This is a genomic window from Caballeronia sp. GAFFF2 (genome assembly GCF_023631485.1).
Classification (GTDB): Bacteria; Pseudomonadota; Gammaproteobacteria; order Burkholderiales; family Burkholderiaceae; genus Caballeronia.
Genome location: NZ_JALQDA010000003.1, coordinates 180,878 through 201,053 on the forward strand (window position 1 = coordinate 180,878; position 20,176 = coordinate 201,053).

At 62.1% G+C, this 20,176-nt stretch carries 21 protein-coding genes; 18 read left to right on the top strand and 3 right to left on the bottom strand.

The window, feature by feature from the left end; translation table 11 throughout:
- Positions 1-91 precede the first annotated feature (91 nt).
- From NCT04_RS01355 to NCT04_RS01390, 8 genes are all read left to right on the top strand, one after another.
- Positions 92-1,075 (top strand): methyltransferase domain-containing protein, encoded by a 984-nt coding sequence (locus tag NCT04_RS01355; RefSeq protein ID WP_250462799.1) that lies wholly within the window; start codon positions 92-94, stop codon positions 1,073-1,075.
- 233 nt (positions 1,076-1,308) lie between these two features.
- Positions 1,309-1,785, top strand: coding sequence for a DUF2244 domain-containing protein (locus NCT04_RS01360; RefSeq protein WP_244827953.1), 477 nt, complete (start codon positions 1,309-1,311; stop codon positions 1,783-1,785).
- Between the two features lie 56 nt (positions 1,786-1,841).
- On the top strand, positions 1,842-3,440 hold the full coding sequence (gene coxB / locus NCT04_RS01365; RefSeq protein WP_244826877.1) for a cytochrome c oxidase subunit II: 1,599 nt from the start codon (positions 1,842-1,844) through the stop codon (positions 3,438-3,440).
- Between the two features lie 100 nt (positions 3,441-3,540).
- Positions 3,541-5,154, top strand: coding sequence for a cytochrome c oxidase subunit I (gene ctaD, locus NCT04_RS01370; RefSeq protein ID WP_244826878.1), 1,614 nt, complete (start codon positions 3,541-3,543; stop codon positions 5,152-5,154).
- Between the two features lie 66 nt (positions 5,155-5,220).
- Positions 5,221-5,361 (top strand): cytochrome oxidase small assembly protein, encoded by a 141-nt coding sequence (locus NCT04_RS01375; RefSeq protein WP_244826879.1) that lies wholly within the window; start codon positions 5,221-5,223, stop codon positions 5,359-5,361.
- A 9-nt stretch (positions 5,362-5,370) separates the two neighbouring features.
- Complete coding sequence (locus tag NCT04_RS01380) at positions 5,371-5,940, top strand: cytochrome c oxidase assembly protein (RefSeq protein WP_244826880.1); 570 nt, start codon at positions 5,371-5,373, stop codon at positions 5,938-5,940.
- Between the two features lie 5 nt (positions 5,941-5,945).
- Complete coding sequence (locus NCT04_RS01385; protein WP_244826881.1) at positions 5,946-6,176, top strand: DUF2970 domain-containing protein; 231 nt, start codon at positions 5,946-5,948, stop codon at positions 6,174-6,176.
- Positions 6,177-6,252: 76 nt separating this feature from the next.
- On the top strand, positions 6,253-7,110 hold the full coding sequence (locus NCT04_RS01390; protein WP_244826882.1) for a cytochrome c oxidase subunit 3: 858 nt from the start codon (positions 6,253-6,255) through the stop codon (positions 7,108-7,110).
- 170 nt (positions 7,111-7,280) lie between these two features.
- On the opposite strand, the gene NCT04_RS01395 is transcribed toward NCT04_RS01390, so the two are convergent.
- On the bottom strand, positions 7,281-7,490 hold the full coding sequence (locus NCT04_RS01395) for a twin transmembrane helix small protein (protein WP_244826883.1): 210 nt from the start codon (positions 7,488-7,490) through the stop codon (positions 7,281-7,283).
- Between the two features lie 123 nt (positions 7,491-7,613).
- Here NCT04_RS01395 and NCT04_RS01400 point away from each other — a divergent pair, with 123 nt between their 5' ends.
- The 5 genes from NCT04_RS01400 to NCT04_RS01420 are packed head-to-tail and all read left to right on the top strand — an operon-like array spanning position 7,614 to position 11,713.
- Positions 7,614-8,369 carry an SURF1 family protein gene (locus NCT04_RS01400; RefSeq protein WP_250462801.1) on the top strand — a complete coding sequence of 252 codons (756 nt, stop codon included), beginning with the start codon at positions 7,614-7,616 and terminating at the stop codon, positions 8,367-8,369.
- A 50-nt stretch (positions 8,370-8,419) separates the two neighbouring features.
- Positions 8,420-9,052, top strand: coding sequence for an SCO family protein (locus NCT04_RS01405; RefSeq protein WP_250462804.1), 633 nt, complete (start codon positions 8,420-8,422; stop codon positions 9,050-9,052).
- 37 nt (positions 9,053-9,089) lie between these two features.
- Positions 9,090-10,199 carry a COX15/CtaA family protein gene (locus NCT04_RS01410; protein ID WP_250462807.1) on the top strand — a complete coding sequence of 370 codons (1,110 nt, stop codon included), beginning with the start codon at positions 9,090-9,092 and terminating at the stop codon, positions 10,197-10,199.
- 9 nt (positions 10,200-10,208) lie between these two features.
- The gene (cyoE, locus tag NCT04_RS01415) at positions 10,209-11,114 is read left to right on the top strand and encodes a heme o synthase (protein ID WP_244826887.1); all 906 of its coding nucleotides are present in this window, start codon (positions 10,209-10,211) and stop codon (positions 11,112-11,114) included.
- The gene (locus NCT04_RS01420) at positions 11,111-11,713 is read left to right on the top strand and encodes an SCO family protein (RefSeq protein WP_250462809.1); all 603 of its coding nucleotides are present in this window, start codon (positions 11,111-11,113) and stop codon (positions 11,711-11,713) included. Before cyoE ends, NCT04_RS01420 begins: the two co-directional genes overlap by 4 nt.
- A 48-nt stretch (positions 11,714-11,761) precedes the next feature.
- On the opposite strand, the gene NCT04_RS01425 is transcribed toward NCT04_RS01420, so the two are convergent.
- Positions 11,762-12,058 (bottom strand): YciI family protein, encoded by a 297-nt coding sequence (locus NCT04_RS01425; RefSeq protein WP_244826889.1) that lies wholly within the window; start codon positions 12,056-12,058, stop codon positions 11,762-11,764.
- A 201-nt stretch (positions 12,059-12,259) separates the two neighbouring features.
- Between NCT04_RS01425 and NCT04_RS01430 the strand changes: the two genes are divergently transcribed.
- The gene (locus NCT04_RS01430; RefSeq protein ID WP_250462812.1) at positions 12,260-13,072 is read left to right on the top strand and encodes a MetQ/NlpA family ABC transporter substrate-binding protein; all 813 of its coding nucleotides are present in this window, start codon (positions 12,260-12,262) and stop codon (positions 13,070-13,072) included.
- Between the two features lie 224 nt (positions 13,073-13,296).
- Here the strand turns inward: NCT04_RS01430 and NCT04_RS01435 are convergent, their stop codons facing one another.
- The gene (locus tag NCT04_RS01435) at positions 13,297-14,226 is read right to left on the bottom strand and encodes a bifunctional helix-turn-helix transcriptional regulator/GNAT family N-acetyltransferase (protein WP_284502947.1); all 930 of its coding nucleotides are present in this window, start codon (positions 14,224-14,226) and stop codon (positions 13,297-13,299) included.
- A gap of 330 nt (positions 14,227-14,556) precedes the next feature.
- On the opposite strand from NCT04_RS01435, the gene NCT04_RS01440 reads away from it, so the two are divergent.
- The 4 genes from NCT04_RS01440 (at position 14,557) to ptsP (ending at position 20,153) form a co-directional block, all read left to right on the top strand.
- The gene (locus NCT04_RS01440) at positions 14,557-15,291 is read left to right on the top strand and encodes a GntR family transcriptional regulator (protein ID WP_250462817.1); all 735 of its coding nucleotides are present in this window, start codon (positions 14,557-14,559) and stop codon (positions 15,289-15,291) included.
- 157 nt (positions 15,292-15,448) lie between these two features.
- Positions 15,449-16,552 carry an N-acetylglucosamine-6-phosphate deacetylase gene (nagA, locus tag NCT04_RS01445; RefSeq protein ID WP_250462820.1) on the top strand — a complete coding sequence of 368 codons (1,104 nt, stop codon included), beginning with the start codon at positions 15,449-15,451 and terminating at the stop codon, positions 16,550-16,552.
- Complete coding sequence (locus NCT04_RS01450; RefSeq protein ID WP_244827954.1) at positions 16,545-17,552, top strand: SIS domain-containing protein; 1,008 nt, start codon at positions 16,545-16,547, stop codon at positions 17,550-17,552. Before nagA ends, NCT04_RS01450 begins: the two co-directional genes overlap by 8 nt.
- Before the next feature lie 12 nt (positions 17,553-17,564).
- On the top strand, positions 17,565-20,153 hold the full coding sequence (gene ptsP / locus NCT04_RS01455; protein WP_250462823.1) for a phosphoenolpyruvate--protein phosphotransferase: 2,589 nt from the start codon (positions 17,565-17,567) through the stop codon (positions 20,151-20,153).
- Positions 20,154-20,176: the final 23 nt, after the last annotated feature.

The window sequence follows — 20,176 nt, forward strand, 5'->3', positions numbered from 1 at the left end:
AATCGGAACGGTTATGCCCCGTATCGGCCCTAAGCACGGGCTGATTTCAAGACGACCGAGTATACTTCGCACTCTTCGCGAATAGATCGTCATGTCCCAAACGCCCCCTCAAACTAGCCGACCGGCCTATGATTCGCGCCGTTTGCGCGCGATCTTCGACCGTCGCGCCGCGACTTTCGACGAAGTCGCGTTCCTGCCTCGCGAAATTGCCGGCCGGATGCGCGAGCGCCTCGAATACATCAAGGTCGCGCCGACGCGCGTGCTGGATGCGGCGTGCGGCATGGGCGCGGATCTGCCCGCGCTGCGCGAGCGCTTTGCGGAGGCATCGGTATTGGGTGTCGATATTTCTTCCGCGATGCTCGCGCGCGCCCGCGATGCGGAATCGGCGGAAACCGAAGCCGGCGCGGGCTGGCGGCGGTTCCTGCCGGCCACGCTCGCCAAGGCCTTCGGCGCGCGCGGACCGCAACTCGCGCAGGCGGATTTCTCCGAGCTGCCGTTCGCATCGGGCGCGTTCGAGATGCTCTGGTCGAACCTCGCGCTGCACTGGCATTCGCGGCCCGACCTCGTTTTCCCTGAGTGGCAACGCGTGCTGAAGGTCAACGGCCTTCTCATGTTCAGCACCTTCGGCCCAGACACGCTGCGTGAGCTCGCCGCGGCGTATCGCGAGGCCGAGCGCATGCTGGGCTTGCCGCCGCAGCCGCATACGATCGATTTCGTCGACATGCACGACTTGGGCGACATGCTGGTGGAAAGCGGCTTCGAGATTCCCGTGATGGATCAGGAGGTGCTCACCATCACTTACCGTTCGCCGGAATCCTTGCTTGCCGATGTCACGCGCTGGGGTGCTTATCCGTTCGAACGAAGCGCGGCCGCAGACTCGCAAATCGACGTGAAAGCCAGACGCAGCGCGGTTCACAGCGCGCTCGAAGCTTTGCGTCGCGACGACGGAACGATCCCGCTCACGTTCGAAGTGATCTACGGTCACGCATGGAAAGCGGTGCCGCGCACGACCGCCGAAGGTCACGGAATCATTCGGCTGGAAGATATAGGACGAGGCCCAAAACGGAATCGATGACGGGGTAAAGAGGGCGTCAGTTATGTCTGAAATTTGCGGGCAAAAGCAGCGCCAAGAGGTGCGTCAAAAGGGCGCAGAAGCTTGTGGCGCTTGGGTTTCAGACGTTACGACCCTTGCTTGTGGATACTACCCGACGCGCCTATAATGCGTCAGTTTGTCGCCCGGGCTGTGACAAATTTGGGCGAAATCCGAGCAAAAGTATGTGATTGCATGCGGATGGGAAGGAGGCGGCGATGCAAGCAAGCCACGCGCTGACAGACGACGAGCCAGTCATCAAAGACTGGCTGATGAAACGGAACTGCTCCGCTTCGCCGCGTCAGTTCGTGGTCTTTTATCTGTCGCTGGCGCTGTTTTCCTTTCTCATCGCAACGCTCTTGTTTCTGAACGGCGCCTGGCTGGTGCTGCCGTTCACCGGGATCGAGCTGACCGTGGTCGGTGTCGCGTTTCTTATCTACGCGCGGCACGCAGTCGACTACGAACGAATCCGGTTGTTTGAAAACCGCTTGTTGATCGAGCAGATGAACGCCGAGGAACTGACGCAGTTCGAATTCAATCCGCGCTGGGTGCGGGTCGAAACGGGCGCGACGCCGAGAGAGCCGCTCACGATCGTGTCGCGCGGTCAATCGGTAAAAATCGGACAACACCTTGCACAGCATCGTCGCAAACAATTTGCTGCCGAGTTGCGAGCGTCGCTGAGACGCTCTGCTTAAGAGGCATGATGTGGCCTGACGGCTCGGCGCGATGCCCACGGGGGTCGAGGGTTTGAATGGAAATTTTGGGTAAGGATGCTATGAAAACAATCAAGCGAGCCCTCTCGGGCGTGCTGGCGGCAGGCGCACTGCTGAACGCCGGCGTAGCCCTGGCGGTCAACGACAGTCCTGGCGGCCCAGCTGTAAACGAGCTGAACTTTCAGCCGCCAGTGACGAAGATCGCCGAGGAGCTCTACGGCCTCCATACGTTCATGCTCATCATCTGTCTCGTCATTTTTCTTGGCGTGTTCGGGGTGATGTTCTATTCGCTCATTGCGCACCGCAAGTCCAAAGGCCACAAGCCCGCTAATTTCCACGAAAGCACCACGGTCGAAATCATCTGGACGATCGTGCCGTTCGTCATCGTCGTGTTGATGGCGCTGCCGGCCACCAAGGCCGTCGTCGCAATGAAGGACACCAGCAACGCCGACCTCACCGTCAAAGTCACCGGCTACCAATGGAAATGGGGCTACGACTACGTGAAGGGTCCGGGCGAGGGCATCAGCTTCCTCTCCACGCTCACCACGCCGCGTAGCGAAGTGAACGGCCAGAAGCCGATTTCCGAGCTGTACCTGCAGGAAGTGGACAATCCGCTCGTCGTGCCGGTCGACAAGAAAATTCGCATCATCACCACCGCGAACGACGTCGTTCACTCGTGGTACGTGCCGGCCTTCGGCGTGAAGCAGGACGCCATTCCCGGCTTCGTGCGCGACACCTGGTTCAAGGCCGAGAAAATCGGCACTTTCCGTGGCTTCTGTACCGAACTCTGCGGCAAGGAACACGCGTACATGCCGGTGGTCGTCGAAGTGCTTTCCGCCGACGACTACGCGAAGTGGGTCGACACGCAAAAGAAGAAACTGGCCGCATCCGCCGACGATCCCAACAAGACCTACACGATGGACGAGCTGAAGACGCGCGGCGCGGCAGTCTACGCGTCGAACTGCGCGGTTTGCCACCAGCCGACCGGCAAGGGCGGCGGTCCGTTCCCTGCGCTCGACGGCAGCAAGGTTGCCAACGGCCCGATCGCGGACCACGTGAGCATCGTGCTGCACGGCAAGGGCGCCATGCCGCCGTGGCAGAGTACGCTCAACGATGTCGAGATCGCATCGGTCATCACTTACGAGCGCAATACCTGGGGCAACCATACGGGCGACATTCTGCAGCCGAAGCAAGTTGCCGACGCGCGCAATGGCAAGATGCCCGAAGGCGGCGGTCAGAAGACAGCGGCTGCGGCAACGCCCGAAGCCGCAAGCGCGGCGCCGGCTGCGGCGGCGTCCGGTGCCGAGGCAACGGCGAGCGCCAATCTGCCCGCGAGCATCTATTTCGAAACGGGCAAGAGCACGCTGCCCGCGGAAGCCAACGACGCGGTTCAGGCCGCAGCGGCCTATGCCAAGGCGCATCCCGAAGCGAAGCTCGCTATTTCCGGCTTCACGGATGCCTCCGGCGGCGCAGACCTGAACGCGGAACTCGCCAAGCAACGCGCGCAGGCCGTGCGCGACGCGTTGAAGGCAGCAGGTGTATCGGAAGATCGTATCGTGTTGAAAAAGCCCGAATCCGTTACGGGCGGCACGGATGCGAAGGAAGCCCGTCGCGTAGAAATCAGTCCGGCTGCTTGACCTGACGAGCGCACCTTTCCCTCATCGCAACACTGCGAGCCACGGAAAGGTCCGCGTCATAGCCAAGTGCCCCGAGTATTTGCTTTAGGAGATGATTGTCATGTCTAGCATCGGACACGATGTAGCCGCGGGTCACGACCACGCGCACGACGACCATGCGCACGAGTTGCCGCATGGCTGGCGCCGGTGGCTTTTCGCCACCAACCACAAGGACATCGGGACGCTGTACCTGTTGTTCTCCTTCATCATGTTCCTCTCCGGAGGCGTGATGGCGCTTGGCATTCGTGCCGAGCTGTTCGAGCCGGGACTGCAGATCATGCGTCCCGAGTTCTTCAACCAGTTGACCACCATGCACGGCCTCATCATGGTGTTCGGCGCGATCATGCCGGCGTTCGTCGGCTTCGCGAACTGGATGGTGCCGCTGCAGATCGGCGCGTCGGACATGGCGTTCGCGCGCATGAACAACTTCAGCTTCTGGCTCCTGCCGGTCGCCGCGGTTCTGCTGGTCGGCTCGTTCTTCGTGCCGGGCGGCGCGACCGCAGCGGGCTGGACGCTTTACGCGCCGCTTTCCACGCAGATGGGCCCGGGCATGGACTTCGCCATCTTCGCGGTCCACATCATGGGTGCGTCGTCGATCATGGGCGGTATCAACATCGTCGTGACGATCCTGAACATGCGCGCGCCCGGCATGACGCTCATGAAGATGCCGATGTTCGCGTGGACGTGGCTTATCACCGCGTACCTGCTGATCGCCGTGATGCCGGTTCTGGCAGGCGCCATCACCATGGTGCTGTTCGACCGTCACTTCGGCACGTCGTTCTTCAATGCGGCGGGCGGCGGCGATCCGGTCATGTACCAGCATATCTTCTGGTTCTTCGGACACCCCGAGGTCTACATCATGATCTTGCCGGCGTTCGGGATCGTCTCGCAGGTGATTCCGGCGTTCTCGCGCAAGCCGCTTTTCGGCTATAGCTCGATGGTGTACGCCACTTCGTCGATCGCGATTCTCTCGTTCATGGTCTGGGCGCACCACATGTTCGCCACGGGCATGCCGGTGACGGGCCAGCTGTTCTTCATGTACGCAACCATGCTGATCGCCGTTCCGACGGGCGTGAAGGTGTTCAACTGGGTCGCGACGATGTGGCGCGGCGCGCTGACCTTCGAGACGCCGATGCTCTTTGCAATCGGCTTCCTGTTCGTGTTCACGATGGGCGGCTTCACGGGCCTGATCCTCTCCATGGCCCCGCTCGACATCCAGATGCACGGCACTTACTACGTGGTGGCGCACTTCCACTACGTGCTGGTGGCGGGTTCGCTTTTCGCGCTGTTCGCGGGCTGGTACTACTGGGCGCCTAAGTGGACTGGCTGGATGTATAACGAGATGCGCGGCAAGATCCACTTCTGGGCGTCGCTGATCTTCTTCAACATCACCTTCTTCCCGATGCACTTCCTGGGTCTCGCGGGCATGCCGCGTCGCTATGCGGATTACCCGGCGCAGTTCACGGACTTCAACCAGGTTGCGACCATCGGTGCGTTCGGATTCGGTCTCGCGCAGGTGTACTTCCTGTTCGCGGTCGCGCTGCCGACGTATCGCGGCGGTGGTGAGCTGGAAAAGGCAGGCGACAAGCCGTGGGATGGCGCGGAAGGACTGGAATGGACCGTGCCGAGCCCGGCGCCGTTCCATACCTTCGAGCAACCGCCGACGGTCGAATAATAGTCTGGTTTCGAAGGCTGCAAGGCTTCGCTCCGAAGCCTTGCAGTCACAAAGATCAAAGGAAGCATGGCCCCGAATCCACAAAAAAGACGTTCGCCCGAAGAAATCCGCGCGGGCAACAAGCGGCTCGGTTTGATCATGATGTTGATTGCCGCCGTCTTCTTTCTGGGTATCGTCGTCAGGCAATACCTGTTGTCGCGAGGGTAGGAAAGCCAAGTGTCCACTCAGGATGATTCTCAAGTCGACCGGTCGTTCAATCGGTCGATGCTGGTGAAGCTCTTCGTCGTGGCCGCGATGATGTTCGGCTTCGGCTTCGCCCTGGTGCCGATGTACAAGGCAATTTGCCAGATCACCGGCATCAACAATCTCGTGCAGCGCGATGCGAGCGCGCGCGAGGCGAAGAACACGCAGGTCGACGCGAGCCGTACGATTTCCATCGAGTTCGATGCGAACGCGCGCGGTCCGCTGCAGTTCAAGCCGGAGCAGAACAGTCTCGACATTCACCCCGGCGAAGTGATGACGGTGATGTACCAGGTGACCAACGAGCAAGGCCGCACGGTGAAGGCGCAGGCCATTCCGAGCTATGCGCCGAAGCAGGCCACCGAGTACTTCAAGAAGATCGAATGCTTCTGCTTCACGCAGCAGACGCTCGGGCCCAATGAGACGAAGCGCATGCCGGTGGTCTTCGTCGTGGACCCGAAGCTGCCGAAGGACGTCAAGACGATCACGCTGTCGTACACGTTCTTCGAACTCGACACACCGAAACCCGCGGCCAAGGGAACGTGATGATCATGAACCCAGAAGCACGAAATGGACGCAATGGACGTGACGGACGCAATGGCGGCGGTTTCCTGAAGCTCGTGAAGGCGGTGTTCTGGTCGTTCTTCGGCGTGCGCCGCCGGGCGGATCTGGAAAACGACGCCGCGCAGTTGAAGCCGCTGCATTTGATCGCGGCGGGGGTGATCGGCGCGGTGGTGTTCATCGTCGTGTTGCTGCTGGTGGTGCGCGCGGTAGTCGGATAGACGAAACGTCGGGCGAGCGGTCGAACGCGCGGCGATACAAGAAAACTCAAGCAACTGGATCGAAGTGGAGAATCAAATGAGCGGTCAAAACGAGAGCCCGTACTATTTCGTGCCGCATCCGTCACGCCATCCGATCATGGCTGCGTGCGGTTTGCTGGTGATGCTGTCCTCGCTGGCGGCGTGGGTGAACGGTCATTCGTGGGCGCCTGCCACCACGTTCGTCGGCCTGCTGTTTCTGCTGTTCGTGCTGTGGCATTGGTTCGGCGACGCCATCTCCGAATCCGAAGGCGGCATGTACGGCAAGAACGTCGACGTGTCGTATCGCTGGAGCATGAGCTGGTTCATCTTCTCCGAAGTCATGTTCTTCGCGGCGTTTTTCGGCGCGCTGTTCTACGCGCGCGCCATTGCCATGCACGAACTCGGCAGCCTCGATTACAAGCTGATCTGGCCGGACTTCACCGCCGTGTGGCCGAACAACGGCCCCGCCGCGCTGGTGCCGCATTTCCGCTCGATGGTGCCTTGGCCGCTGCCGACCATCAACACGGCGCTCTTGCTTTCCTCGGGCGCGACGCTCACGGTGGCTCACCATGCGCTGCGTGAAGATCATCGCCGAAAGGCCATCATCTGGCTGGCTGCGACAGTGGCGCTGGGCGTGATCTTCCTGTTTTGCCAGGGCTACGAATACTTCCACGCCTACAACGAACTGAACCTGACGCTTTCGTCTGGTGTGTACGGCTCGACGTTTTTCCTCCTCACCGGCTTCCACGGTTTTCACGTGTTCCTTGGCGGCACCATGCTCGCGGTCGTATGCGTGCGCCTGATTCGCGGCCACTTCACCGCGGAACATCACTTCGCCTTCGAGGGCGCCGCGTGGTACTGGCACTTCGTCGACGTCGTGTGGCTCGGGCTGTACGTCGTCGTCTACTGGCTGTAAGCGTTTGCTTCGAGCGAGGACGCGCCAATTCGGCGCGCACGCTGTCACGCAAGACATGCCACGCCGCCCTCGACCTTCGCGGGCGGCGTTTTGTTTTGGGAAGTGAGTGAATGCGCGCGATTGTGTCGCGCCGCGACAATCGGTCCCGCGTGGGAAACCTTCGAGACGCGTTATCGTCCGAGCGGAATGCCGGTCGATTGAATCCAGCCCATCCAGTGCGCAAACAGGATGAACAGGAAGAGCGAAATGGACAGCCCGACGCGCGTTGCGAGCGACCACACCATGCGCTTCGTCTGACCTTTATCGGTCATCATGAAGTACAGGGCCGAGCCCAGGCTGCCAATGATGAGGATGAATGCAATAGCAACGATGATGTGCATGAAACCAGCCTGCGATAGTTGCATCGACCGCTCGCGAAACGCCGTGAGCAATATGAAAACGAGTCGTCTCATTATCGCACTCGATGAATCGGTGCGTGCGACGTCGGTTCCGGAGCGTGCGGCATGAAAATCCGCCTCTGGCCCACGGTGCTGATCCTGATCGTCGTCGCAATCACTCTGCGGCTCGGCTTCTGGCAGCGCGACCGCGCGCATCAGAAGGAAGCGCTGAACGCGCAGATCGTCGCGTTCGAGAATGCGCCCGCACGACGCGTGAGTGTCGATCCGTTGCCGCTCAAGTCGATCGAATTCCATCGCGTCGAGGCGCGCGGCGAGTTCATGCCGGAGCGCGTCGTCTATTTGGACAATCGTCCGTATAACGACCAGCCGGGCTTTTATGTCGTGATGCCGCTTAAACTCGAGGGCGGCGGCTACGTGCTCGTGAATCGTGGCTGGCTGCCGCGCAACATGGCGGACCGTACGGGCATCGAGCCCTATGAGACGCCGAAAGGCATCGTGGACGTGAAGGGCATCGCTCGCTCGAATGCATCGGAGGCGTTCGAGCTCGGCAGCGGCGGCTCCGCTGCGCGTCAGCAGATCCGGCAAAACCTGAACGTCGCCTCGTATGCCGCGGAAACCGGGCTCGCGTTTCAGCCGTTCGTGATTCAACAGACGAGCGCCACCGCCGACAAGCTCGTGCGCGACTGGCCGGCGGTCACGCTTGGCGTCGATCGCAACTACGGCTACATGTTCCAGTGGTGGGGCATGGCGGCAGCGGCCATCGCCTTCGGCTTGTATGCCGCACGGCGCGCCGCGAGGAAAGACAGCGACCCGGCCGCCGCCGACGAAGCCGCCGACGACGAGGCCGCGAAAGAAGCATGAACCCATGATGCCGCGTCCGATGAACGTGGCATCGACCGAATAGAGAATCCATGCAAGCTCAACGCACCACTACAACCCGACCGCCCGCGAAAAAAGGCTCCTGGATCAGCGGCCGGTGGATGCTGGTACTGCTCGCGCTGGTCTGCGCGGCGCCGGTGATCGCCTCGTATCTGATGTACTACGTCGTCAAGCCCGCGGGCGGCACGACGAGCTACGGCACGTTGATCGAACCGCAACGGCCGATTCCGGAACAGATCGTCGTCACCGATGAAAAAGGTCAGCCGGTGCCACTCAAGTCGCTCGAAGGCAAGTGGCTGATGATCACCGTCAACGGCAGCGATTGCGACGAAGTCTGCGTGAAGCGCCTCTATTTCATGCGCCAGGTGCGCGCGCTACAGTCGGGCGAGCGCGAGCGCGTGCTGAACGTCTGGCTGCGCACGGACGACAAGCCCGTCGCGAATGTCATCAAGACCGCGTATCCGCAACCGGACACACGCATGCTCGTGACGAACGAACAAGCCCTCTCGGGTTGGCTGCCGGTGGACGCCGGCACGAAGCTTTCGGATCACATTTATCTCGTCGATCCGAACGGCAACCTGATGATGCGCTTCCCGAAGGACCCCGATCCCAAGAAGATCAACACGGACGTGGCGAAGCTATTGAAGTGGTCGCGCATCGGCTGATACGCCGGGACGCCACGACCAAAACGAAGGTGAAAGTATGTTTGTATTAGAACTCGGTCTGATCGGCCTATGCATTGCGCTGCTGCCGCTCTCGTTCGTCTGGGTCAAGGCCGATGACAACAAGTTCAGGAAGCTCGTCTGGCTAACCACTTTTCTGACGCTCGATCTGATCATGTTCGGTGGCTTCACGCGCCTGACCGATTCCGGCCTTGGCTGTCCCGACTGGCCGGGCTGTTATGGCACGGCGTCGCCGTTCATCGCGCACGCGCAGATCGCGGCCGCGCATCAGGCCATGCCCACCGGTCCGGTCAGCCCGATGAAGGCGTGGATCGAAATGCTGCATCGCTACTTTGCGATGGCGATCGGCGTGCTGATCATCGCGCAGGTCGTCATTGCGTGGACCGCGCGCATCAGACGAAAGGCGCTGCATGTTTCGCCGTGGTGGCCGACGGGCATCCTCGCGCTCATTCTGCTGCAAGGCGCTTTTGGCGCGTGGACCGTCACGCTCAAGTTGCAGCCGGTCATCGTCACGACGCATCTCTTGCTCGGGCTTGCGTTGCTGGCCGCGCTCGGCTGGCTCGCCGCGCGGCAAACGCCGATTCCCTCGCTCGACCCGGCCGCCGCGCGATGGATGCCGGCCGCGATCGTCGGCATCGTGTTGCTCGTCGTGCAGATTGCGCTGGGTGGCTGGGTCAGCACGAATTACGCGGTGCTCGCCTGCACGGACTTTCCACTCTGCAATGGCCAATGGATTCCGCCGATGAACTTTGAACACGGTTTCCACTTGTGGCGCGCGCTCGGCATGACCGGCGACGGCGACGTCATCTCGCAGGACGCGCTGGTGGCAATCCATTGGACGCATCGCACGTTTGCGGTCGTGGTCGTGCTTTATCTGCTCTGGCTCGCCGCGATGCTGCGCCGTTTCGAGTCCCTACGCACGCCCGCTACCGCCGTGCTCGTCGTCATCCTGATTCAATTTATTACAGGTTTGTCCAATATCGTGTTGCAGTGGCCGCTGCCTATCGCAGTGGCGCACAATGGCGGGGCTGCCATCCTGTTGCTACTACTCGTTATGCTAAACTTTCGAATCTCTTCCAGCCGTCCCGGCCGCGCCGCAGTTCCCGCGCGCGACGTCGTTTCAGCGTGACTCCACATCATGGATAGCACGACACTTCACTCCCCGCTTGGCAGCCGCGTATCGCAATACATTGCGCTGACCAAGCCGCGCGTCACGCAGCTTGCCGTGTTCTGCGCCGTCATCGGCATGTTCCTCGCCACGCCCGGCATGGTGCCGTGGACCGTTTTGATTGGTGGCGCGGTCGGCATCTGGCTGCTGGCGGGCGCTGCATTCGCCATCAACTGCCTCGTCGAACAGAAGATCGATGCCAAGATGCGTCGCACCGCGTGGCGTCCTTCGGCGCGCGGGCAAATCACGAGCGCGCAGATTCTCACGTTCTCGGCGGTGCTCGGCGGTATCGGCATGTGGACGCTTTATACGTTCACCAATCCGCTCACGATGTGGCTGACGGTTGCCACGTTCGTGGGATACGCCGTCATCTACACGTTGCTGCTCAAGCCTTATACGCCGCAGAACATCGTCATTGGTGGCGCTTCGGGTGCCATGCCGCCGGCGCTCGGTTGGGCGGCCGTTACGGGTGCGGTTCCCGGCGACGCGTGGATTCTCGTGCTCATCATCTTCGTCTGGACGCCGCCGCATTTCTGGGCGCTCGCGCTGTATCGCAAGAAGGATTACGAAAACGCCGGTCTGCCCATGCTGCCTATTACGCATGGCGAGCAGTACACGCGTCTGCATATCTTCCTGTACACGGTCATCCTGTTCGCGGTCACGCTGATGCCGTTCATCTCGGGCATGAGCGGCGTGATCTATCTGGCGAGCGCGGTTGCGCTGGGCGCGGTGTTTCTCGGCTACGCGTGGAAGATTTATCGCGATTACTCGGACGCGCTGGCGCGCAAGACCTTCCGTTATTCGATCGTGTATCTGTCGCTCTTGTTCGGCGCGCTTCTGGTCGATCATTACGTTCGCACGGTGATCGGTGCATGAGGGCTTTCTTTCGCAAGATCCTCGCTCCGCTTTTGCTCGCGCTGGCGAGCATGGCGTTGCTCTCTGCATGCGAGAAGGCGCCCGATTTCAAGAACCTCGACATCACGGGCAACAAGCAGTTTGGCAGCGACTTCTCGTTGCCCGACACCAGCGGCAAGACACGCACGCTCGGTGACTTCAAAGGCAAGGCCGTGGTTTTGTTTTTCGGCTATACGCATTGCCCGGATGTCTGCCCGACCACACTCGCCGAACTCTCGCAAGCATTGCAGCAACTCGGCGGTAAAGCGAAGGACGTGCAGGTGCTCATGGTCACGGTCGATCCCGCGCGCGACACGCCCGATCTTCTCGGGCAATACGTGACGGCGTTCAACCCGACGTATGTCGGCTTGCGGCCGGCAAACGACGCCGAGCTTGCCAAAATCGCGAAGGATTTCCGCGTGTACTACGCGAAGTCCAACGGCAAGACGGCGGACGACTACACGATGGATCACACCGCCGCGAGCTATGTGTTCGACAAGGACGGCAAACTGCGTCTTTTCGCGCGCGACGGTCAGGGCGTCGAGGCGTGGGTGCATGACTTGAAGCTGCTGATCGACTGAGATCGGCGCATCGTTGGTTTGGAGAAAGCGGCCTGCGGGCCGCTTTCTTCATTCCGCGGCAGGCTCCGGCAACTTCAGTCCGGGCGCAAGACGTGTCGCCTTGAACTCGGTGACATCGTAGTGAGCCAAGTTCTGCTGCGCGAACGGATCTTCCGCGATGATCGCGTCGAGCCGCTCACGCTCGATAGCCGACGCCAGAATGATGCCGCCTTCGCGCGGCACTTTCGGACCCGCGATCACGAAGACACCAGCGGCGAAGTAGCGCTGCAGATACTCGCGATGGGCTTCGAGCGCATCGTCGATCTCCGCAAGAGCGCCGGTATAACGCAGATTGATCATGTACATGATGGTGTCTCAGAAATCGGTCTGTAGCGATTCTAGACGTCAAAGCGCGAGCCGGATATCGACATGAACATTCTGTCTTTTCCGTCGCACCAAAGCCGTGCGAACATTCGTTTCCCGGTTGGCATCGACCGAGGGCGATGAATCCATCGCGGGCACTCAAGCGGCAATTTTGCAGCAACCTCGCATTGAACCAGGAACACCATGCAGCGCAGAAATTTGCTTAAAGCTCTTACCGTCGTCGCGGCGTCTGCCGCTTATCTCATTAGCGTCACCGCGCATGCCGATGACAAGGTCATCAAGGTCGGCACCATCAGCGGACCCGACGCGCAAATCTGGCAAGTCGTGCAGAAGGTCGCGAAGCGAGAAGGCCTCAACGTCAAGGTGATCGAGTTCAACGATTACGTTCAGCCGAACGCCGCACTCGATGCTGGCGACCTCGACGCCAACAGCTTCCAGCATCAGCCGTATCTCGACAGTCAGGTGAAGCAGCGCGGCTACAAGATCGTGAATGCGGGACTGACCTATATCTCGCCGCTTGGCGTGTATTCGAAGAAGCTGAAGTCGCTGAAGGATCTGCCGCAAGGCGCGAAGGTCGCGGTGCCGAACGATCCGTCGAACGAAAACCGAGCGCTACTTTTGCTGCAAGCGCAGGGCGTGATCAAGCTCAAGGCCGGCGCTGGCGTGAACGGAAACAGCGCGACGCCGCTAGATGTCGCCGAGAACCCGAAGAAAGTCAAGCTACTCGAACTCGACGCCGCGCAACTGCCGCGCACGCTCGCAGACGTCGATGCCGCCGCCATTAATACGAACTTCGCGCTGGCGGCGGGCTTGCAGCCGACCAAGGACGCTATCGCGCTAGAGGACGTGCACAGCCCTTACGCGAACTTGATTGCCGTGCGCGCCAAGGACAAAGACCAGCCGTGGGTGAAGAAGCTGGTCGCGGCGTATCAGTCCGAAGACGTGCGCCAGTTCATGAAGAGCGAGTTCAAAGGCTCGGTTGTACCTTCGTTCTGATCGAGAACGCACGGTTTGCCAACGGCGTCCCTTGGGACGCCGTTTTGCTGTCCGACGCCTTTGGGACCGAGGGCTAAGTCAGCACTCGGTCCACGCAAACATCTCGAAGCATTACCACGCCGATCACGTGCGTATCGCCTTCTTTCACATGGCGCGACGTGACTGAATGCTCGCTGCCGTCTCTCTTCATCTGAAGCGACACGACGAGCGAGCGAAATCAGCACTCAGTCCGCATAAACACGCCGAAGCTCGCGATGCCAGATCACACCCGAATCGCCATCCTGCTTCGCCGTGAAGCCAGTGCGTTTGAATAGCGCGCACAGGTCCTCATGCACCATTGGCATCCGGCAGATCACGTTATCGTAGCCCGCGCCATGCGCGAAGTTCGTACAGGCGGATACGAGTTGCACGCCCAAGCCCCGCCGACGCGCGCCCGGTTCGACGAACAACAACTCGATGCGCGCCTCTTTCTCCGACTGCGCGCTTAAGAGCGCCGCGCCGACGCGCGCGGCGCCTTCACGTTCCGCCACCCAGCAAGCGATGCGTGGCGTTCCACTCTGCACGGCGCCGAGAAAACGCGCGACGACTTTCGCCGAATAGGCTTCGTTGGAATGGGCCGCACGGTCGGATGATTCCAGATGCGCGTGACGCTCGACGATCCAGCCGAAGTCGCCACGGCGAGGGCTGCGCAAACGCGTGTTGTGGCCTTCGCCATGATGAGGACTGAGCAGCCGCTCGATGTCGATCATTGCATTGGATAACTGCTCGATCTCGCCGGCTGTGAGCCGACTGAGCAGAGTGGCCGCTTCGGCCGAGACATGCAGGTCGATCTCGTCGACCTTGGCTCGCGCGTCCGCTGTAATGGTGAGCAAATGCGCGCGGCCGTCGGATTCGTTCCTGCCGCGCACAATAAGCCCGAGCTTCTGGAAGTTGGTGAGCAGCCTGCTCAGGTAGCCTGTGTCCAGGCCCAGATTGCGCGATAAGTCGGCTGCGGTGCGTGCGCGATCGTGCGCAAGTTCGTGGAGGATGCGCACCTCCGTTAGGGAAAAGTGGCTTTTGTGAAGCCGCTCGTGCAAGGCGCCCGCATGGCGAGCGAAGAAGCGATTAAAGCGTCTGACGACGTCTACCGCTCGACTCGGATCTGAAGAGCCCATCGACTTTTATCTCTCTCAATAATCAGTTTTATTATTTAATTAGTTGCGATTCCGAACCAATTGCACCATTGTGCCAAAGAAAGAACGATCGTGCTATTGCCAATTGGCCTGATTTTAAGCGCCCGTCGATATGTAGACCATTTTGTAGTTTTGGGCTTGACATGAGGGTAAATCCCGATGGCTGTCGTCTCCAAGTTGTTCAAGTTATTGTTGTTATAAACCATTGATTTTGCGATGTTATTGCCTGTTGGCATCAAGTGACGCAGAAGGTTTGACTGGTATTATGTTGGTTATATAATGGGCTCCAATTCGAGCCCTGCAGAGACCTCCATGAATGGACGCTTGCGGGAGTTAGCGCCCGACGCGTCGAGTCCCACGCCGCTGTATCTGCAGCTCGCCACGCGTCTTGCTGCAGCTATTCAGCGCGGCGCCTGGAATGCAGGTGAGGCGTTGCCAGCCGAGCGCATGTTGTCGGAAGCGGTCGGGGTTTCGCGTATCACCGCGCGCAAGGCGTTGGCTTTGCTAGTCGAGCGCGGGCTCATTCGGCGAGTACGCGGCGCAGGCAGTTTCATCACGCCGCGCACGCAGGATCCACTGTCGGTGCTGACGGGCTTCACGAAGAAGATGGAACAGCGCGGTTTCGCACCTGACTCGGTGTGGCTCCAGCGCGACGTGCGCGTAGCGAGTCGCGATGAAACCGTCCGTCTCGGGCTCGCGCCGGGCGCATCGGTCGCGAGTCTCGGCAGACTTCGCCGCGCGAACGGCATCGTCATGGCGGTCGAACATTCGGCGTTACCGGTGTCCGTCGTTCCGGAGCCGTTCGAGATCGGCGCGTCGCTGTATTGCTATCTCGAAGCGCGCGGGCAGTCGGTGGTGCGCGCGTTGCAGCACTTTCGCGCGGTCAACGCCGGAGCCGAGATTGCGCGGCTGATGGGCATTGCGCCACGCGCGGCGCTGCTCGTGATCACCCGTATCGGCTACTCGGCGGAGCAGCGCGCCATCGAACTGACGGACACGTATTGCCGCGACGACTACTACGACTTCGTCGCGGAATTGCATCGATAAAAAGCGGGAAAGCAGAAGCAGCAAGATCAGAACGAGAGGACCCGAAAGCCGCCACCGCACGTTCGCCGGTCACACGGGGCCAGCGAACAGGCCTGCTCGCAGCAAGGCGCGGATGGCACTGAACCTCATCATGCATAGCGCACTTCCAGAGAACTTCATGCTGAAAGGAAACATACTCACGACCGATGGCTGGATCAACGGTTCGCTTCGCTTCGAAAACGGTCGGGTGACGGCGCTGGAAGGTCATATCGCCGATCCCTCCACGAACGACGCGCCGTATATCCTGCCCGGCTTCATCGACCTGCACGTGCATGGCGGCGGCGGGCGCGACATCATGGAAGGCGGCGACGCAGCCGATACCGTCGCGCGGCAACACGCTCAACACGGCACCACGGGCCTGCTCGCCACCACGATGACCGCGCCGCGCGACGAACTCCTGCAAGTTCTCGCGGGCTTGGGCGAGCAGGCGAAGCGCCGTGCCGCAAGCGGCGCGCGCGTGCTCGGCGTGCATCTCGAAGGGCCGTATATCAATCCCGGCAAGCTCGGCGCGCAGCCGGACGCCGCGGCCGTCGCGGTGCACGATGAAGTGCTCGAATATCTGTCGCTCGCGCCCATTCGCGTCGTGACCATCGCGCCGGAAATCTCCGGGCATCTAGAGATCATTTCCGAACTCGCCTCGCGCGGCGTGCGCGTGCAGCTCGGTCATTCGCTCGGCACTTACGATGACGCCGTCAATGCGCTCAAGCACGGCGCGCGCGGTTTCACGCATCTCTTCAACGCGATGTCGCCGCTGCATCATCGCGATCCGGGCATGGTCGGCGCCGCGCTCGCGCACGCCGAGTACGCGGAACTGATCCCGGATTTGCTGCACGTTCATCCGGGCGCGATTCGCGCCGCGATGCGCGCAATTCCGCGCCTTTACATCGTTACCGACAGCACCTCGGCGGCCGGCATGCCGGACGGCGAATACCGCCTTGGCAGCCAGCACGTCACCAAGTGCATGGGCGGCGTGCGTCTCGCGGACGGCACGCTCGCCGGCAGCACGCTGACCATGGATCAGGCGCTGCGCAATCTCGTCTCGCTGGGCATTCCGCTCGCGGACGTCTCGAACCGTTTGTCACGCTTTCCCGCCGATTACCTCGGACTCGAAGATCGCGGCCGCATCGCGCGTGGCGCATGGGCCGATCTCGTCGTGCTCGACCGGGAACTCGCGCTGAGCGCCACGTATGTCGAAGGAGAATCAATTGTCGAATATGCTTAACGAGGCCCTGGAGTCCGCCGACGTCGTCGCGGCCCAGCTCGCCGATACCTCGCGCATCGAAGCGCTCGCGGTCAAGCTCGCCGAGCAGCCGCGCCATGTCGCGCTCACCGTTGCGCGCGGCAGTTCCGACCACGCCGCCAGTTATTTCGCAAGCCTGACGATGAGCCGCATCGGCGTGCCGGTTGCTTCGCTGCCCATGTCCGTGGCGACGCTTCAACAAGCACCGCTGCGCGTGTCGGGCCAGCTCGCGGTCGCGTTCTCGCAGTCGGGCAAGAGCCCCGATCTCGTCGGCACGATGCAGGCGTTGCGCGATGCGGGCGCGTTCACCGTTGCTGCCGTCAATGTCGCGAACTCCCCGCTGGAAAAGGCGTGCGAGTGGTACCTGCCGCTTTTCGCCGGGCCGGAATTGTCGGTGGCGGCGACCAAGAGCTATATCGCCATGCTGTCGCTCTCGGCCATCGTCGTCGCGCATGTTCAACGCGATACCGAACTGCTCGACGCGCTCGAGTCGTTGCCGGACGCCTTGCGCGCGGCGGGCAAGCTCGACTGGACGCGTGCCGTGAACGAACTCACGAACGTCGATCGCATGATCGTGATCGGCCGTGGTCTCGGTCTCGCTATCGCGCAGGAAGCGGCGCTCAAGCTCAAGGAAACCTCCGGCATTCAGGCGGAAGCGTTCTCCAGCGCCGAAGTGCGTCATGGTCCGATGGAGATCATCGACAAGGACTATCCGCTGCTCGTGTTCGCCCCGCGCGGGCCGGAGCAGGCAGGCTTGATTCAACTGGCGGCCGACATGCGCGCACGCGGCGCACGCGTGCTGCTCGCGGCGCCTGCCGACGTGCCCGGCGCGGAATTGCCGCTCGTCGCCACTAATCACCCGGCGCTCGATCCGATCGCCGCAATCCTTTCGTTCTATGTGATGGCCGCGGGTCTGGCCGCCGCGCGCGGGCGCAATCCCGACGCGCCGCGCCACCTGAACAAGGTCACCGAAACCCACTAAGCGAGTAAGCCGATGCGTCGCGCCGAGGAGTCACTGTTGAATCATCCCATCGATAACCCGAACGACGTCGTGTTGCTCGCGCCGTTCACCGGCCCCGTCGTCCCGCTCGCCGACGTGCCGGACCCTGTGTTCGCGGAAGGCATGTTCGGCGACGGCATCGGCATCGATCCGCTCGATGGCGTGCTCGTCGCGCCTTGCGACGGGACGGTGACGCATCTGGCGCGCACGCATCACGCGGTCACGTTGCGCACGCCGCACGGGGCGGAAATTCTCGTGCATATCGGCATCGATACGGTCGAATTGGGCGGCCAGGGCTTCGCGCCGATGATCGAGCAGGGCGCAACCGTGCGCGCGGGTCAGCCGCTCATCGAGTTCAATGCGGATTTCGTCGCGCAGCACGCGCCGAGTCTCGTCTCCGTTATTGCCGTCGCCAATGGCGATGCCTTCGAAGTCATCGAGCGTGCCGGTCTCGGCATGTTGAAGGCTGGCGCACGCATGCTCGTGCTGCGCGCGAAAGACGGCGCCAGGGCCGAAAGCGCGCGTTCGAGCGCGAACGTGACGGAAGAAGCGCGCCGCACGTTGACGCTCGGTCACGCGGGCGGTTTGCATGCGCGTCCGGCGGCGCGCGCGCGCGAAGCCGCACGCGGTTTCGATGCAAAGGTCGAGATCCGTTATCAAGGCCGCAAGGCGCCGGTGGAAAGCGTCGTCGGGTTGCTGGGTCTCGGCGCGGGCGAAGGCGCGACCGTCGAGCTGCTGGGTATCGGCGCGCAGGCGAAGGAAGCCGTCGAAGCCGTCGCGGCGGAGTTGCTGCGCGCGGGTCAGGGCGAAGTCGAAGAGTCACCGGCACGCGCGAAATCGCCCGCGCCGGTTGTCGCTGCGAGCGCGGTCGCGCAACCGCTCGCGCCGAACACGCTTGCGGGCGTGTGCGCGGCGCCGGGCATCGCGGTCGGCGCACTGGTGCGCTGGGACGACAAGGAAATCGTGCCGCCCGAAGCGGCCACGCAATCGTCGGCGGCGGAAAGCCGTGCACTCGACCGCGCCATCTCGCAAGTCGATGCCGAACTCGACGAAACCGTACGCACCGCATCGCAACGCGGCGCGGTCGGCGAGGCGGGAATCTTCGCGGTGCATCGCGTGTTGCTGGAAGACCCGACGCTCGTCGATGCCGCGCGCGATCTCATCAGCCTCGGCAAGAGCGCGGGCTTCGCGTGGCGCGAGGCGATCCGCGCGCAAATCGCGCTCTTGAACAACGTGAAGGACGAACTGCTCGCCGAACGCGCCGCCGATCTGCGCGATATCGAGAAACGCGTGCTGCGCGCGCTCGGCCACACGAACACCGCCGCGCGCGAAATGCCCGCTGAAGCCGTGCTCGCGGCTGTCGAATTCACGCCTTCCGATTTGTCTTCGCTCGACCGCACGCGCGTGACAGCGCTCGTGATGTCGCGCGGCGGCGCCACGTCGCATGCGGCGATCATCGCGCGACAGGTGGGCATTCCGGCGCTCGTCGCCATCGGCGATGCACTGCACGCGATTCCCGAAGGCACGCAAGTGGTCGTGGACGCGTCGGCGGGACGTATCGAACATGCGCCGACCGAACTCGATGTCGAACGCGCGCGCAACGAACGCGATCGTCTTTTGAACGTGCGCGAGGCGAATCGCAAGATGTCGGGACAGGCCGCGACGACCCGCGACGGTCACGCCGTCGAAATCGCCGCGAACATCGCCACGCTCGAAGACGCGCAAGCCGCTGTCGAAAATGGCGCGGACGCGGTCGGCCTCCTGCGTACCGAATTGCTGTTCATTCATCGTCAGTCGGCGCCCACGCCCGGCGAACATGCGTCGAGCTATCAGGGAATCGTGGATGCGCTGCAGGGCCGCACCGCGATCATTCGCACGCTGGATGTCGGCGCGGATAAGGAAGTCGATTATCTGACGCTGCCGCCCGAGGAAAATCCGGCGCTCGGTCTGCGCGGCATTCGCCTCGCACAAGTGCGGCCCGATCTGCTCAACGATCAACTGCGTGGTCTGCTTGCCGTGAAGCCGCTTGGCGCGGTGCGCATTCTTCTGCCGATGGTCACCGACTCCGGCGAACTGCAACGCCTGCGGGTACGGATCGACGAACTGGCGCGCGAAGCGGGCCGCACGGAACCGATCGAAGTGGGCGTGATGATCGAAGTGCCGTCAGCGGCGCTGCTTGCCGATCAGCTCGCGAAATACGCGGATTTTCTGTCCATCGGCACCAACGACCTCACGCAGTACACGCTCGCGATGGACCGTTGCCAGCCCGATCTCGCCGCGCAGTCCGACGGCCTGCATCCGGCCGTGCTGCGGCTCATCAAGACGGCCGTGCAAGGCGCGCAAAAGCACGGCAAGTGGGTCGGCGTGTGCGGTGCGCTCGGTGGCGATCCGCTCGCGGTGCCGTTGCTGATCGGCCTCGGCGTGACGGAATTGTCGGTCGATCCGGTGGCGGTGCCGGGCATCAAGGCGCGCGTGCGTAATCTCGATTACCAGCTTTGCCGGCAGCGCGCGGAAGACGTGCTCGCGCTCGAATCCGCGCAGGCAGTAAGAGCGGCCAGCCTTGAAATCTGGCCGCAAGACTGACGAACGCAGTAATCCCCAAGCAG

Coding starts and splice junctions, on each gene's coding strand:
- ctaD (WP_244826878.1), top strand. CDS start 3,541: ATGTCTAGCATCGGACACGATGTAGCCGCGGGTCACGACCACGCGCAC.
- NCT04_RS01390 (WP_244826882.1), top strand. CDS start 6,253: ATGAGCGGTCAAAACGAGAGCCCGTACTATTTCGTGCCGCATCCGTCA.
- NCT04_RS01360 (WP_244827953.1), top strand. CDS start 1,309: ATGCAAGCAAGCCACGCGCTGACAGACGACGAGCCAGTCATCAAAGAC.
- NCT04_RS01400 (WP_250462801.1), top strand. CDS start 7,614: ATGAAAATCCGCCTCTGGCCCACGGTGCTGATCCTGATCGTCGTCGCA.
- NCT04_RS01355 (WP_250462799.1), top strand. CDS start 92: ATGTCCCAAACGCCCCCTCAAACTAGCCGACCGGCCTATGATTCGCGC.
- NCT04_RS01385 (WP_244826881.1), top strand. CDS start 5,946: ATGAACCCAGAAGCACGAAATGGACGCAATGGACGTGACGGACGCAAT.
- cyoE (WP_244826887.1), top strand. CDS start 10,209: ATGGATAGCACGACACTTCACTCCCCGCTTGGCAGCCGCGTATCGCAA.
- NCT04_RS01425 (WP_244826889.1), bottom strand. CDS start 12,058: ATGTACATGATCAATCTGCGTTATACCGGCGCTCTTGCGGAGATCGAC.
- NCT04_RS01410 (WP_250462807.1), top strand. CDS start 9,090: ATGTTTGTATTAGAACTCGGTCTGATCGGCCTATGCATTGCGCTGCTG.
- NCT04_RS01420 (WP_250462809.1), top strand. CDS start 11,111: ATGAGGGCTTTCTTTCGCAAGATCCTCGCTCCGCTTTTGCTCGCGCTG.
- coxB (WP_244826877.1), top strand. CDS start 1,842: ATGGAAATTTTGGGTAAGGATGCTATGAAAACAATCAAGCGAGCCCTC.
- NCT04_RS01430 (WP_250462812.1), top strand. CDS start 12,260: ATGCAGCGCAGAAATTTGCTTAAAGCTCTTACCGTCGTCGCGGCGTCT.
- nagA (WP_250462820.1), top strand. CDS start 15,449: ATGCTGAAAGGAAACATACTCACGACCGATGGCTGGATCAACGGTTCG.
- ptsP (WP_250462823.1), top strand. CDS start 17,565: ATGCGTCGCGCCGAGGAGTCACTGTTGAATCATCCCATCGATAACCCG.
- NCT04_RS01440 (WP_250462817.1), top strand. CDS start 14,557: ATGAATGGACGCTTGCGGGAGTTAGCGCCCGACGCGTCGAGTCCCACG.
- NCT04_RS01435 (WP_284502947.1), bottom strand. CDS start 14,226: ATGGGCTCTTCAGATCCGAGTCGAGCGGTAGACGTCGTCAGACGCTTT.
- NCT04_RS01375 (WP_244826879.1), top strand. CDS start 5,221: ATGGCCCCGAATCCACAAAAAAGACGTTCGCCCGAAGAAATCCGCGCG.
- NCT04_RS01450 (WP_244827954.1), top strand. CDS start 16,545: ATGCTTAACGAGGCCCTGGAGTCCGCCGACGTCGTCGCGGCCCAGCTC.
- NCT04_RS01405 (WP_250462804.1), top strand. CDS start 8,420: ATGCAAGCTCAACGCACCACTACAACCCGACCGCCCGCGAAAAAAGGC.
- NCT04_RS01395 (WP_244826883.1), bottom strand. CDS start 7,490: ATGCACATCATCGTTGCTATTGCATTCATCCTCATCATTGGCAGCCTG.